The following is a 14,073-nucleotide window of genomic DNA, read 5'->3' as shown; positions in this document are numbered from 1 at the left end:
AGCAACCGGAGCGGGAGCTGCGGGAGCCTCAGCAACCGGAGCGGGAGCAGCCGGAGCAGCAGCAGCGGAAGCGTCGCCGATGATAGCCAGAACCTGGCCAACCTCTGCGTCCTCATCCTCGGGGATGCGGATCTCGAGCAGGGTACCTGCTACGGGGGAGGGAACCTCGGTGTCAACCTTGTCGGTGGAAACCTCAACCAGGGGCTCGTCAACCTCAACCTGCTCGCCAACTTCCTTCAGCCAGCGGGTAACGGTGCCCTCGGTGACGGACTCGCCCAGTGCGGGCAGCAGAACCTCGGTGCCTGCAGCAGCAGCTGCGGGAGCAGCCGGTGCAGCAGCGGGAGCAGCCGGAGCCGCAGCAACCGGAGCGGGAGCTGCGGGAGCCTCAGCAGCTGCGGGAGCAGCCGGAGCAGCAGCGCCGGAACCGTCGCCAATGATAGCCAGAGCAGCGCCGACCTCGACGTCCTCGTCCTCGGGGACGAGAATCTGCTCAACAACGCCTGCTACGGGGGAGGGAACCTCGGTGTCAACCTTGTCGGTGGAAACCTCAACCAGGGGTGCGTCAACCTCAATGGTGTCGCCGACCTCAACGAGCCAGCGGGTAACGGTACCCTCGGTCACGGACTCGCCCAGTGCGGGCAGTACTACGGTGTGGGACATAATCTTTCCCGTTCTCCTTGTGAATGCTTGAACTAGAAAAATGTGAGCGGCGACCCGGATGCGCGCCGTATGCGTCGAAGCACATCGACGCGCATCCGGATAGGGGCGTTGTTCAGCGGATACGCCCGGCAGCCGCTAACGACCAACGGTCGTCAATACTAAGCTGACGCGCTAACGCCAGTCAGCAAAACTTACGCGCTGTGCAGCGGGGTGCCGTTCAGGACCATTGCAGCCTCACCCAGGGACTCGTTCTGAGTCGGGTGTGCGTGGATGAACTTAGCGACGTCCTCGGGGAATGCTTCCCAAGCAACCCACATCTGAGCCTCACCAATCTGCTCACCCATGCGCTTACCAATAGCGTGAACACCAACGATGGGGCCGTCCTTCTGGCGGACAACCTTCACGATACCGGTAGCACCGAGGATAGCGGACTTGCCGTTACCAGCCAGGTTGTATTCGGCAACTTCAACATTGTCCTCACCGAATTTCTCCTTCGCTTTCGGCTCGGAGTAACCCACGGAAGCAATCTCAGGATCGCAGAAAGTCACCTTCGGAATATTAACATCGGGAACAACGGTGGGGTTCAAACCAGCAATTTCTTCGGCAACAAAGATGCCCTGCTGGTAACCACGGTGTGCAAGCTGAACGCCAGGAACAATGTCACCCACAGCATAGATATTTCCAACACCGGTGTGCAGGCGCTCGTTAGCAAGCACGAAGCCACGATCCATGGGGATACCTTGCTCTTCGTAACCCATATTTGCAGTGTTGGGGCCACGGCCAACAGCAACGAGCACGATGTCGGCCTCAAATACCTTACCGTCTGCCAGGGTTACCTTTGCACCGTTAGCGTCCTGCTCAACCTTCTCAAAGAAAGTACCAGTATTGAACTTGATGCCGCGCTTCTTAAAGGCACGCTCAAGAACCTTGATGATGGCGGGATCTTCGTTCGGAACGAGGTTGGGTAAACCCTCGATAATAGTGACGTCTACGCCCATAGCTTTCCACATGGAGGCAAACTCACAGCCAATGACGCCGCCTCCGAGAACGATAGCGCTCTTCGGCAGGTAGTCCATTTCAAGAGCCTCGGTGGAGGTCAGAACTCGACCTTCAATAGGCAGGCCAAAAGTCTTAGAGATAGAGCCGGAAGCAAGAATAATATTCTTGCCCTTGTAATCCGTACCGTTGACAGTCACGGTATCTTGAGCGGTCAGCTTGCCTTCACCAGCGATAACCTCTACGCCCTTCATCTTCAAAAGACCGGAGAGACCCTTGAATTTACCCGCGACAATACCATCTTTGTAATCGCGTACCTTACCCATTTCGATGGACTCTAGGGTGGCGTTTACGCCTACTTTAGAGGCTTCACGAGCGTCCTCCGCCAATTCTGCGGCGTGTAGGTACGCCTTCGTCGGAATACAACCGGTGTGCAGGCAGGTGCCGCCTACTTTTTCCTTTTCAACGAGGCCAACGGTAAAACCCAGCTGGCGCGCGCGCAGAGCGGCAGAGTAACCAGCGGAACCGCCGCCAAGGATGAGGATGTCGAATTCTTGAGCCACGATGTTGCTCCCTTGCATAGATTGTGGGGCTGTAACCCCGGTGCAATGCGTTCTTTATCTATATTGCTTTTCTGTCAAACAGCAGACCCGCACCTTCCGGTTTGCGTGAGGGCACGCATCTATGAGAGAGCAGAAAAACACTCACTACAACAATACCCCTGTTTTAGACCCTTTAAGTTCACCTGACGCTAATTTGGGGCAATAATCGCACAAACTGTGCAAATTTTTTGAAGAGCGTAACCATACTGGAATTTATGATGTGAGATTTTGCACGTAGAAGAAGAGCAGTATCGGGGCCCTGAGACCGTCAGTCTAGGGACCCCGATATAAGGCGGATGTTTCCTTTACTGTGCGTACGATTCGATGAAATTCACCAGGGTTGCGGTGCCAAAACCGGTACCTTCCTTAGGGGTGAACCCATAAGCACCTTCTTCGTTAAAGGCAGGACCAGCAATATCGAGATGTGCCCAGGGAATGCCTTCACCTACAAATTCTTGCAGGAAGAGCCCTGCGATCATCATAGAACCGTAGCGCGAACCCATATTTTTAATATCTGCCACTGGGGAATTCATAGAGGCACGCAGATATGATTCGAGTGGTATTTGCCAGTATGCCTCACCGGATTTTGCCCCTGCCTGTTGTACACGGTCGCGAATATCCTCATCACCCATAAGTGCGGCGGTACGCAATCCCAGCGCCGCCATGGCTGCACCCGTGAGCGTTGCAATATCCAGGATTACGGTAGGGTTTGATTCGGATGCAAGAGCAATACCATCCGCCATGACTAGGCGACCTTCAGCGTCTGTATTGAGAACTTCAACCGTGCGACCGTCACGAATCGTGATAATGTCTTCGGGGCGCAGGGAAGCTCCGCCGGGCATATTCTCAGCGAGGCAAAGGTATCCGGTGACCTCAACCGGAATTTCCAGCTCGGACGCCGCAAGAACTGCGTGCAGAACCGATGCTGCACCTGCCATGTCGCATTTCATCGTCATCATAGATGCCGCAGGTTTTAGGGAGTTTCCACCGGTATCAAAAGTAATCCCTTTGCCAACGAGAGCCACATGTGCAGAAGGGCTCTCGGGGGTGTACTTAATAACGGCGAGTGCGGGCTTCCGCGGGGAGCCTTGACCGACTCCTGCGATGCCTCCAAAACCTTCCTTGAGCAAACGGTCATAAGGGTAGACTTCAATGCTGACATCTGAATAATCTTTGACAAGCTCTGTGGCGAGATTTGCAAAAGATTCCGGGTACAGGTGTGAAGGGGGCATATTGACGAGGCGGCGCGCATCCTTGGCAGCTTCGCCCAGAATAACGGCGCGCACAAGGGCGGGCTCGGCTTCGCTGGCATCGGCTTTTGCCACAATGGTGATGGACTCCGCTTCGTCTCGAACAGAATCTGCAGTTTTGCTGCGTACTCCTTCTTCGGAGAATGATCCGAGAACGGCACCGTGAGCTACAGCTTCAATTTCGTCGCGTGAGGTACTACCGAAGTCGAGCGCGATATGTGCAGTTCCTAAAAGCTGACGGGTTGCCGAGCCAGCAGCGAAGCGAAGGGCATCTAGGCGCTCCTGGTCAATTGTGGTGTCTGAGCCTAAACCGATGAGAGCGATGATGTCGGACGATGCCCCTTCTACGCCGGGGAGGCGAAGTATTTGGTCGAGAGCACCTGTGGCACCTAGAGACTCCAGAAGTTTATTGATGCTCTGCGCCGAATCATCAGGAAGTGAATTTGAGGCTAGGTAAGGTCCGTCTTCTCCCGAAAAGACACCGAGAACAAGTACCTCAGCATTCAGCGATTGCAGGTCGTTGGTGTGAAGAGAAAGTGCTGTCGACATAGTTCCTCCGCGAATGGGTTGGAATATTGATATTGGGTAATGTGTTTCTACTGTACACTGCGGGTATCGGAAATCTTGACGAACAGTACGGTGAAAATACCCTTCTAACGCTTTTACGAGTGTTCGCCTCGCGCGAGAGACTAGGAAATAGTACTGTTGCGGTTAGACACATACATTAAAATAAAAAGTTCAGAGACTAAACCCGGCGAGGGAAAGGAGTGAAGATGTTAAACCCTGAAGATTTATATTTGGCGAATAATAAAATTCTTCATGATGCACGGTTGAAAAATCTCACTCTGGTTATTGCTCTCTCAAGCCCACAGGATGCAGGATCCACAGCGGGGCAGCTGGGGCATTTTCTTCTCAAGGAACTTAAGAATATTGAGGTTGTGGAGTTTGATACGGATCAGCTTCATGATTACCGTAGCCGCAGACCACATATTTTCTTCAATAAAGACCATTTTGAGCAGCCAATTATGCCTGCTCTGAAGCTTTATGCGGTCGAAGATACCCTTGATAAGCCTTTCTTGCTTTTGACCGGTTCAGAACCTGATTATCAATGGCAGCGTTTTCAGCAGGCGTTGTTGTCTATTGTGCGGACGCTGGATCCTTCACTTGTGGTGCTGGTGTCGGCGTTTCCGATGCCTGTGCCGCATACACGTCCTATGCCGGTGACGGCGCATGGCTCTCGAAAAGATCTCATTGAAGGTATTTCGCCGTGGCGTCCTAAGGCTGATTTGCATGCTAATATGACGAATCTTTTAGAGGTTCTTTTCACCGAGAATGGCTTTGACACCGTAGGATTCGGCATTAATATTCCCCAGTATGTTTCTGATGCTGATTTACCGCAGGGAACGCTAACTGCGCTTGAACATGTGAGTATGGCAACTCGATTGGCTTTTCCGAGTGATGAGCTTAGGGAGGCTGCGAGGGCTGTTCATGGGCAAATTAATGAGCAGGTCAAGGAGAACCCAGAGATTGGGCGTATGATTTCGACGATGGAAGCGAATTACGATGAAAACTTCCGTACCTCAAACGTCGCTATTCCGCTCTCGCAGCGCGACGCCCATAAGATTCCTGGACGTGATGAAATCGGTGCCATGTTTGAGCGATTCCTTGAGGAGCATGAAGAATAAGTAAGGCTCAAAAGATCCCATGGTTTAACTCAGGGGTGCACGCAACATAGAAAATTCAAGCTATGGTGGGTGCATCCCTAAACTTTTAGGGGTCACATATGCCTTGTGCTGTTCGTGTGAGTATGGATCGTAATATTTGGATAGAAAACAGCTAATTCTTATCCACAGAAGCGAAATATGTGTCCTAACGAAGTGAATGCACCTGGGTTATCCACAGGTTAGTTGGTCTGCGAACTTTTAAGGTGAGCAATCTTGCCATAGTAAAGATATGACAACAACGAGTAACCTAACGACAACCTATAGCTTACATACCGAAGAAGACTTGATAGCTCTCGTGCTGCATCAGTTTGGATACTGGCCGCAAGAATCGCTGGTGCTTTTAAGCGTGACGAAGCATGCCGTAGGGCCGTGTATACGCGTTAATCTTCCTGATGAGCAACAAGATCTAGAACAATATTTTGATACGTTAGCGAATCTGGTACCCGCCACCGTTGACGGGTTCGAGCCCATTACTGGGGTCTTTGCTTTGATCTTTAGCGGCAATGCGGCAACTCGAGAGCGGCAACTTTCACCTGCTACACGCACTGTCTTACACAATACGGATTTGTATATCGATAATCGCGCCGGAATCTCATTCAACCAGTGGCTGCCCACACTCTACGCAGCTTGCAACAATGTTCATCTTGATCTTTACGATGTGCTGTACTGCGGGTCCGTATCGCGATGGTCACTTGATCAAAACCAGCTTGCGCTCACTTACCGTGGCCCTATTGAAGACATTATGCATAGCTCGTACTATCTCGATCGGGTGTATGAGGGACGCCGAGTATCCGCAGAACCCCTGTCTGCATATACGCAATGCCTCTGGGATACTGCAACCAGTGCCTCCACGAATGAGGTGACAGAATGGGAACAAGCAAGTCTGTTGTGGATGCATACCTTTGAAGAAGAACTTAACCAAGCTACGGGTCGGCATACTGTTTTAGAACATCCTGGTTACTACCGTCAGAAAAGTATTGAACTCTGCTACTGGGAAAGTGCCCTTGAGGCTGTACGCTGGGTAATGCGTACCTATCCGCCTGAAAACGCCGAAGAGCACGATAACGCCATAAGTTTTGGGGATCGTTTACGTTCGCTGATATCGCCCGAAATAGCCGGCTATCTGCTGTGCAGCATGAGTACCCAGGCAACCCCAGAATTTATACTGTACCAAGCGGCTAAAGACCTGCCGGAAGCATTGGGGGTACTAGACGGATATGACTGTATGCATGCCGCGTGCGGTGAAGGATCATACGAACCGGTGGAACCTCTATGTTACGGCAAACCAACAACTCGTCGGCGCACGACGCTGCCGGAGACCTTTTATCAAACTTTTCGGGGCGAAAGCCCCCGTATCGGAGGTATCGGGCACGGTCGCGTGAGCTGGCACGACTGGATACGGCGTACGCATCGTATACTTCAACAGCAGATTTTAGACGACACATGCGACTCGTCTGAGACCAGACCGGAAGAACACATAACGAAGATAGACCGAATGGTGGAACTTCTGAGCGGTCTAACAAAGGACTATAAACCGGCCTGGAGCCGTCTTAACGCTCTCGAAGTTCTCTGTAATCTGTTGGTGCATGCGGTTCAATCGGGTGAACAGTATGGTCGACTGAGGCTTCTTCAAGCCTGGATAAATTGGCTACGTGGCGGAAATACCTATGCAGGTATTCTCGCCGATATCGCCAGGCTTCACTGTGATGAAGATATGCCTCTTTTTCAGGCCCTATCAGAATCTGTATTTCCGCTCTGGATTACGGATCCCGTGCGGTGTTGGCGCGGTGACCTTTACTTCAGTACTCTATTGCCTCACGAGGCAGCCGACGCCAAGGTAGAGACGATTGAGCCAAAGGCAGGGTAGCGAACGTTGTGTTTGCAGGGAATAAAACAGGGTTGTCTAGGCGAGCCTTATTTGAAAGAAAATAAGATTCTGCCATACTTGATGATGACCCCGTAAAGTCTGTGCTTTTGCGCGCGCCTTCATGAGGTGAAAACGCAGGGAATAATCCCCAGTATCTAGCGGTTATATTTATTCCGCTAACCCTGCTTTCACCAATAATGTGAGGAGCAAGACTTGACAGGGTCTTAGGTGTTTTGCAGACAAAGCACCCCAACACGAGTTAGAAAGGGTTCTTGTGGCACCTGCAACCAGCAAGAAGACCGCGACCGGTGAAACCTCTGAAGAGACTGTAGCCGAAACCCCCAAAAAGACAACCCGCACTAAAAAAACTGCAGCCACATCCAAACCTGCAAAAAAAGCGCCTGCTAAGAAACGCGCAGCAGCCAAAACTCAAGAAGACGCAAAATCTGATGCAGAGGACTCGGTCGAAGCCACTGCCGAGGCCGTGCCTGAAGAGAAACCTAAGCGCGCGCGTAAAACAACCACTAAACGTAAAACCGGTGGACGTAAGAAGAAGACCGACGAGGACGAGTTTGATCTTGACCTTGACGACGAGCTAGATCCCGAGACCGTTGACGGCGAAGAGCACGAAGACGCTGACGAAGATGAAGAAGCCGTTGCCAAAAAGGAAGAGAAGAAAGCTGCCGAAGAAGTGGCGGCTAAAGGCTCTGGCTTCGTGCTGACCGCCAGCGATGATGACGATGCACCTGCCCAACGCGTCGTTACCCCCGGAGCAACAGCTGACCCCGTGAAAGACTACCTGAAGCAGATCGGTAAAGTCTCGCTCCTGAACGCGCAGCAGGAAGTCGATCTTGCGATGCGCATTGAAGCTGGCCTGTATGCGGAGCACAAACTCGCCGACAACCCCGACATGGATCCGAAGCTCAAGAAGGAACTGCGCTGGGTGATCCATGACGGTAAGCGTGCGAAGAACCACCTGCTGGAAGCGAACCTGCGCCTCGTGGTCTCACTCGCTAAACGCTATACGGGCCGCGGAATGCTATTCCTTGACCTTATTCAGGAAGGTAACCTGGGTCTGATTCGTGCGGTCGAGAAATTCGACTACTCGAAGGGATTTAAATTCTCCACCTACGCCACCTGGTGGATTCGTCAGGCGATTACCCGTGCAATGGCGGACCAGGCGCGTACTATTCGTATTCCTGTGCACATGGTTGAGGTCATTAATAAGCTCGCCCGTGTGCAGCGTCAGATGCTTCAGGATTTGGGGCGTGAACCCACCCCCGAAGAGCTCGGTAAAGAGCTGGACATGGCTCCCGAAAAGGTTATTGAGGTGCAGAAGTACGGGCGCGAACCTATTTCTCTGCACACGCCGCTGGGTGAGGACGGCGATTCCGAGTTCGGCGACCTGATTGAGGATTCGGAGGCTGTCGTTCCGGCTGACGCAGTGTCATTCACTCTTCTCCAAGAGCAGCTGCACTCGGTGCTCGATACGCTCTCCGAACGTGAAGCGGGCGTGGTTGCTATGCGATTCGGCATGACCGACGGGCAGCCGAAGACTTTAGACGAAATTGGCAAGGTATACGGCGTGACGCGTGAGCGTATTCGTCAGATCGAATCAAAGACCATGTCGAAACTGCGTCACCCCTCGCGTTCGCAGGTTTTACGTGACTATCTAGACTAGAGACAATACCCCTAGTCGTAACGTGTTGAGTGTGCCCATCAGACCTTTCTGATGGGCACACTTACGTATAACACTTAATACAATTAAGCAGTATGCGAATAGAAAACACCCCTACTGAAATCTATCTTGAGGGTGAAAGAGCGTAACTCGCAGCCTTGAATACCGCGCTGTTGCGGCTTGGGAGGGCCCGCTAACAAGGCGGTGGTAAACAACGCAAATCTAAGGCATGTTCGTGCGTATAAAGTCGACCCTGCAAGTACACGACACGGAACGCAAGGTATGGCATAGCGTGTTTATCTGTGATTACCTAGAAGTAGTGGTTACCACAAGATAACGAACCCGCATTTTTCCGGAAATGCAGCTAACAACCGCATCCCACATCCACATCACCGATAGGGGACGATACTGTGAGTATTCTTGAAAAGACCGCTCTTGAACAACAAGCCCTGAACGTTATTGACCGCATCAATGCACAGCAGATATCGCCTGTTATTTTCTTTGACACTCAGCAGACATCAGAACCTCTGCCAGTGACCGCTTCTAAGGTTGGAGGTGTTCCCTACGTTCCGGTTGGTACTGCGGTGCCGACCAACGGCAGTGGACAGAATTTGGGGCTTATTGCCCAGATTAATTGTTCTGAGCTTCCCACAAACGATATTTACCCCGAAACCGGAATCCTACAGTTCTGGCTTGATCCGCACGAAGACTTGTGGGGGCTAAACTTAGACGATCCCACCAGCCAACAAAAAACTCGAGTTGTCTATTATCCGACTCTGGATGCGCCAGACTCCGGGGTCGGTACCGCCGTAACGGAACTTATAGTTAATAATCCTCATGATGACTTATATTGGCCGGTCAGCGGACGTCATGGGTATGGTCTTATCGCTAAAACCCAGAGTAATGAAGAATGGATTTTTGACGGACGCCCACATTCGGAATTTACTCGAATCTGGAACGATATGTACCCCGAGCAGCTTATAGCGAGTATTTGGGACCTTCGAAAGTTCGACGGCGGTGCTGATACCATCAAGACTTTACGCGATATGACGGGCACCCCCGAAAGCTATACCCATCACAAAATTGGTGGTTACCCCCTCTTCGAGCAACGCGATCCGCGTGATGGTGATGCGGCTCTTACTCGGTACACCGTGAATCTGCTGACGCTTATATCACGGGTGGAGTCAGGGAGCCATGAGGGCATTATGTGGGGCGATATGGGAACCGCAAACTGGATGGTGACCTCGCACCAGCTTAAGAACCGAGACTTCTCGAAGGTTCTCTTCGAATGGTCATAAGGTCCAATACTTAGGTTCAGCTGGCTGTACGCATAAATTTCTCTGGCGTGTATCTTCTCCGACTGGGTATAAAGTTAATGCTTCATGCTAAGGTGTGAGTCATCTTTATATAACATTGGGCATCCAACTCCACGAGGAGAACGCGTGACGGATAAGCAGACAGAAATACTAGAACGGGCTCGCACTTTACTGGCTGAGATGAATGTGGGACATCAAGTTCCCACGATGCGTATCAACACACGATTCGCTAAGTACAAGACGCTGCCAGTCACCGCCTCCAAAATCGGGGGAGTGCCGTACCTGCCCAAGGGCCAGGACGGTCCCGTAGACGTTAACGGTGAACCTTTGCATATGATTGCGCAGATTAACTGCGTCGATCTGCCCCCGAATAGTATTTACCCGGCGGAGGGGCTGCTGCAGTTCTGGATTAGCCCGACCGAGACCGATACGGAAGATTACACCTCATCACAATATGATCGCGTGATCTACTATCCCAAGCTGGGAAAAGCGAACAGGAAGGCTCATAAACTAGTCATTACCGAGGATAATGGCTTTATATGGCCTCTTTTGGGCGGAGAATACGCCCTAAGCTTCGAGCCTGAAAATCTAGAGTCCGGGCTAAAACTCAAACAATACAGTACCGGGCAGTTATTTACGCGGTTGTGGAATGAACGCTACCCGCAGGAGCAGATTGAAAGTCCTTGGGATCTTGATGAACTTGCAGGGCTTGAAGGCGATGACCTTGCGAGCACCTTTTATGAAGATCTTGATCACCACCAGCTGGGCGGTGTTCCCGAGTATATCGACTGGGACCCCCGCGATGACAAGGAAGAATGGAAAGACTACACGATTAATCTGCTCACTCTTGTCTCTGCATATGAAGCTGACACCATAACCATCATGTGGGGCGATGCCGGAGTGGCAAACTGGCTGATTACCCCAGAGCAACTGAAGAATTTAGATTTCTCTAAGGTCTTTTATTCGTGGGATAGCTGCTAAAGAAAATACACCATGAGCACTATTTTTGAGCGGGTCAAGCACCTTAATTATCTGCTGAGCCAGCAGGATCGTAAACCCACTGTGCGTATCATTCCTCGCGCAGTTCAGGGAACTGTGCCGGTGACCGCCTCTAAATTTGGGGGAGTGCCGTATCTTCCCGCCGGGGCGCTGGCCCCCACTAACCAGGATGGTAAGCTGCTGGGTATGGTCGCGCAGATTAACTGTGCTGAGTTACCCAAAAATGAGCTTTATCCCAAGACCGGGATACTTCAGTTCTGGCTGGATCCGTATGATGAGCTAGGACTGGGCATCAATCTGAAGAACCCGGTATCGCAGGTCAATACTCGCGTGATCTATTATCCCCATCATAAGGACACAAACCCGTGCGCCCACGCTCTTGTTATGCCAGATCAAGAGAAACAAACCGAGATGGAATTTATGGCCTGGCCAGTACACGTGGATCAGGGATGGGAAATCGGACTCAGCTTTGAAGAAACCTCAGAAGGAATAACCCCACAGAATTGGTGGGTCTACCAGAGCCGGTTTGTAGAGTTGTGGAATGAACTATACCCCCAGCAGCCTATCGGCGATTTCGCGGGTATTGATGCATACGCGCCCGCAGATGAGGAACGCCCGAGCGTGATGTTCTACCGCGACATAGATCAGGGAAGTTACCACAAACTTGGCGGGCACCCAGAGTTTACCCAGCAGGACCCGCGTCAAGAGCATGATGGGTTCGATAACTACACAATCACCCTGCTCACCATGTTCTCTGAGGACGCCGAAAAATTTGTTACTGTTTGGGGAGATCAGGGCACTGCAAACTGGCTAATAACCCCGGAACAGCTGAAGAACCGAGACTTCTCGAAAGTCCTTTTTGAATGGTCCTGCGGCTAGCTGCAACTATCAATAAGACTGGTGAAAACGAAAGTCAGGTATTGGGAGGAAAATATTATGGGCCGTACAGTAGCTAAAGAAGCACGGAAAATCGCGGCAGAAATCACTGCCGCCACACGGCAGCCAGTTATCCGTATTAAAACAGCCGGTGCCAAGGCACCGCTGCCAGTGACTGCCTCGAAGTTTGGCGGCGCCCCGTACCTGCCTGCCGGGGCTCAGGCACCCACCAATGAGAGCGGGAAGCCCTTAGGGATGATCGCGCAGATTAACTGTGCTGAGTTACCTAAAAATGAGCTTTATCCCAAGACCGGGATACTTCAGTTCTGGATTGATTCCGGCGAAGAAGAAGGCGATGAAAACTGGGGCTTCAACGCCAATGATATAGCCAACCAGGCGAATATTCGGGTTATTTACTACCCCCAGGTGGGTGAAGCCGCCCCTGCGGGGCACCCCGCAGTCACCGCAGCACGGAGCGAAGATTGGCCTATCTACCCGCCAGAGGCTGAGCTTGCGCTCACTTTCAAGAAAAAACATGAGAGCCTGAGCGACACAAGCCGTGAATTTGAGGCCCGGTTCGTACACCGGTGGAACGAGAAACACCCAGAGCAGACTATTAACGAGGTCTACGAGATAGACCGCCTGCACGATGGGGAGAATATTGCCTACGACCTGACCGATAGCACTGAGTACCATAAGCTTGGCGGGTACCCCAGCTTTGTGCAGAGCGACCCGCGCGAGAACAACTCAGAACTGCAAGAATATACGGTTAACCTGCTTACCATCGCCTCCGAGGAAGCAAAAAATGATGGTGACGGTGACATTATGTGGGGTGATATGGGTACCGCAAACTGGCTGATTACTCCGCAACAATTAGCAGACCGCGACTTCTCACAAGTCCTTTTTGAATGGTCCTGTGGCTAGCTGCTTCGCGCCGATTGTTTGCGTGAAATATAGTCTATAGTCCAAGTTGAGCAAGAAACCGCTCAGCAACGGCCTGCACTTCATCAAGACCCCGAACACGTTTTATCTGCAGCCTCGCCAAGTCGCCGAACTGAAAACAGAGCGCTACGAGAGAACCCATCACAGACCCGATGGAATCCGAATCGGAATCTACCGATATGGCCTGCGTGTAAGCATCGAGCAAAATATGCCGGGTTAGACCGGAGGATGCGCGGGCGCGCGACTCCGCGTAAAGCGCCACCCACACGGCGATCCCCAACACCGTCGTAGCCATCCAATCAGTGCCGAACTCTTGTGCTACTGTCTTCGCAGAGGGCTCTACAGGATATTCCCCACCCCCGAGACGAAGCGCCTGCTCTAGAACATCGCGGGTCAGCGAACCGTCACCGGGAAACACACCATCCGCATTTACCGTGCCGCACCACTCGATAATTGTCTTTACTGATGCGGCGAGTATGTCTGAAGATCGTGAAGGTTGGTCGGAAGTTACCCGACCCAGAGCATCACGAACCAGCAGAGCATATGCTGCTGCAGAAACTAGCGCCTCCGGATGCCCATGCGTGAGCGCAGCACCACGTACCGCCAACGATACGACTGTACGTTCCTGCTCCACCGGTAAAAACCCGAATGCAACCGACCGTACAAGAGCACCAGAACCTAGCCCCTCAGGATTAATGTTCTGCGTAGCGGTCTGCATCTCTCCGCTTGCTAAAGCACGCAGAGTTGCTTTCCCTGGACCTTCCTTCCGGGTCATATACGTACCATGATCGATGGTACGAGGCAGAGCATAAGGAGCATTCTCGGGTAAAACGAAACCCATACTTCGGTACCAGCGCAGATAGGCGAGCCACAGACATGCCGCTTCATCGGCAGCTGCCCCCTGGTTGTTCCATTCCAAAACCTCGGTCAGGGCATCAACGGTATAGCAGGTCAGTTGGGTGTCATCGCTAAAGATCAGCGGGGTATTTCCCGTTACGATGCTCTGCGGGCGTTCCGCGATCTCGGTGGCGCTCAGAAGCTCTAAGGGATAGCCGAGCGCATCGCCTAGTGCACCCGCAATCAGGGCAGATCGAAGGCGTTCGGCATACGTTGGAGAGGAAATATGAGGTACCCGAGTAAAATCACCCATAACGCACATTATC

Annotated in this window: 11 protein-coding genes; 7 read left to right on the top strand and 4 right to left on the bottom strand. The window is 52.2% G+C overall.

Annotated features, from left to right (window positions below; all coding sequences use genetic code 11):
* The 3 genes from HMPREF2804_RS11345 to HMPREF2804_RS08395 all read right to left on the bottom strand — a co-directional run.
* Nucleotides 1-660 (bottom strand): biotin/lipoyl-containing protein (locus HMPREF2804_RS11345; protein ID WP_305793933.1); only part of this gene is annotated, 660 nt, incomplete at its 3' end.
* A gap of 191 nt (nucleotides 661-851) precedes the next feature.
* A complete protein-coding gene (lpdA, locus tag HMPREF2804_RS08400; RefSeq protein ID WP_070448555.1) occupies nucleotides 852-2,237 on the bottom strand; it encodes a dihydrolipoyl dehydrogenase in 1,386 nt (461 codons plus the stop codon).
* A 326-nt stretch (nucleotides 2,238-2,563) separates the two neighbouring features.
* Nucleotides 2,564-4,057 carry a leucyl aminopeptidase gene (locus HMPREF2804_RS08395; RefSeq protein ID WP_070448554.1) on the bottom strand — a complete coding sequence of 498 codons (1,494 nt, stop codon included), beginning with the start codon at nucleotides 4,055-4,057 and terminating at the stop codon, nucleotides 2,564-2,566.
* A 224-nt stretch (nucleotides 4,058-4,281) separates the two neighbouring features.
* Between HMPREF2804_RS08395 and HMPREF2804_RS08390 the strand changes: the two genes are divergently transcribed.
* From HMPREF2804_RS08390 to HMPREF2804_RS08360, 7 genes are all read left to right on the top strand, one after another.
* Nucleotides 4,282-5,193, top strand: a complete 912-nt coding sequence (locus HMPREF2804_RS08390) for a PAC2 family protein (protein WP_013397368.1) — start codon at nucleotides 4,282-4,284, stop codon at nucleotides 5,191-5,193.
* Between the two features lie 268 nt (nucleotides 5,194-5,461).
* Nucleotides 5,462-7,099 carry a DUF4192 family protein gene (locus HMPREF2804_RS08385; protein ID WP_070448553.1) on the top strand — a complete coding sequence of 546 codons (1,638 nt, stop codon included), beginning with the start codon at nucleotides 5,462-5,464 and terminating at the stop codon, nucleotides 7,097-7,099.
* Between the two features lie 274 nt (nucleotides 7,100-7,373).
* Nucleotides 7,374-8,780 (top strand): RNA polymerase sigma factor, encoded by a 1,407-nt coding sequence (locus HMPREF2804_RS08380; protein ID WP_004004969.1) that lies wholly within the window; start codon nucleotides 7,374-7,376, stop codon nucleotides 8,778-8,780.
* A gap of 407 nt (nucleotides 8,781-9,187) precedes the next feature.
* Complete coding sequence (locus tag HMPREF2804_RS08375) at nucleotides 9,188-10,075, top strand: YwqG family protein (protein ID WP_070627945.1); 888 nt, start codon at nucleotides 9,188-9,190, stop codon at nucleotides 10,073-10,075.
* A 144-nt stretch (nucleotides 10,076-10,219) separates the two neighbouring features.
* Nucleotides 10,220-11,074 carry a YwqG family protein gene (locus HMPREF2804_RS08370; RefSeq protein WP_070627943.1) on the top strand — a complete coding sequence of 285 codons (855 nt, stop codon included), beginning with the start codon at nucleotides 10,220-10,222 and terminating at the stop codon, nucleotides 11,072-11,074.
* 12 nt (nucleotides 11,075-11,086) lie between these two features.
* Nucleotides 11,087-11,971 carry a YwqG family protein gene (locus HMPREF2804_RS08365; RefSeq protein WP_070627942.1) on the top strand — a complete coding sequence of 295 codons (885 nt, stop codon included), beginning with the start codon at nucleotides 11,087-11,089 and terminating at the stop codon, nucleotides 11,969-11,971.
* 57 nt (nucleotides 11,972-12,028) lie between these two features.
* The gene (locus HMPREF2804_RS08360) at nucleotides 12,029-12,892 is read left to right on the top strand and encodes a YwqG family protein (protein ID WP_080972573.1); all 864 of its coding nucleotides are present in this window, start codon (nucleotides 12,029-12,031) and stop codon (nucleotides 12,890-12,892) included.
* Nucleotides 12,893-12,926: 34 nt separating this feature from the next.
* On the opposite strand, the gene HMPREF2804_RS08355 is transcribed toward HMPREF2804_RS08360, so the two are convergent.
* Nucleotides 12,927-14,060 carry an ADP-ribosylglycohydrolase family protein gene (locus HMPREF2804_RS08355; protein ID WP_070628037.1) on the bottom strand — a complete coding sequence of 378 codons (1,134 nt, stop codon included), beginning with the start codon at nucleotides 14,058-14,060 and terminating at the stop codon, nucleotides 12,927-12,929.
* Nucleotides 14,061-14,073: the final 13 nt, after the last annotated feature.

Origin of the sequence: Rothia sp. HMSC065G12 (assembly GCF_001811455.1) — a bacterium.
Classification (GTDB): Bacteria; Actinomycetota; Actinomycetes; order Actinomycetales; family Micrococcaceae; genus Rothia; species Rothia dentocariosa.
The sequence above is the reverse complement of the archived record's forward strand: the minus strand, read 5'-3'. Positions and strand labels throughout refer to the sequence as shown.

Coding starts and splice junctions, on each gene's coding strand:
- HMPREF2804_RS08355 (WP_070628037.1), bottom strand. CDS start 14,060: ATGGGTGATTTTACTCGGGTACCTCATATTTCCTCTCCAACGTATGCC.
- HMPREF2804_RS08395 (WP_070448554.1), bottom strand. CDS start 4,057: ATGTCGACAGCACTTTCTCTTCACACCAACGACCTGCAATCGCTGAAT.
- HMPREF2804_RS08360 (WP_080972573.1), top strand. CDS start 12,029: ATGGGCCGTACAGTAGCTAAAGAAGCACGGAAAATCGCGGCAGAAATC.
- HMPREF2804_RS08365 (WP_070627942.1), top strand. CDS start 11,087: ATGAGCACTATTTTTGAGCGGGTCAAGCACCTTAATTATCTGCTGAGC.
- HMPREF2804_RS08390 (WP_013397368.1), top strand. CDS start 4,282: ATGTTAAACCCTGAAGATTTATATTTGGCGAATAATAAAATTCTTCAT.
- HMPREF2804_RS08385 (WP_070448553.1), top strand. CDS start 5,462: ATGACAACAACGAGTAACCTAACGACAACCTATAGCTTACATACCGAA.
- lpdA (WP_070448555.1), bottom strand. CDS start 2,237: ATGCAAGGGAGCAACATCGTGGCTCAAGAATTCGACATCCTCATCCTT.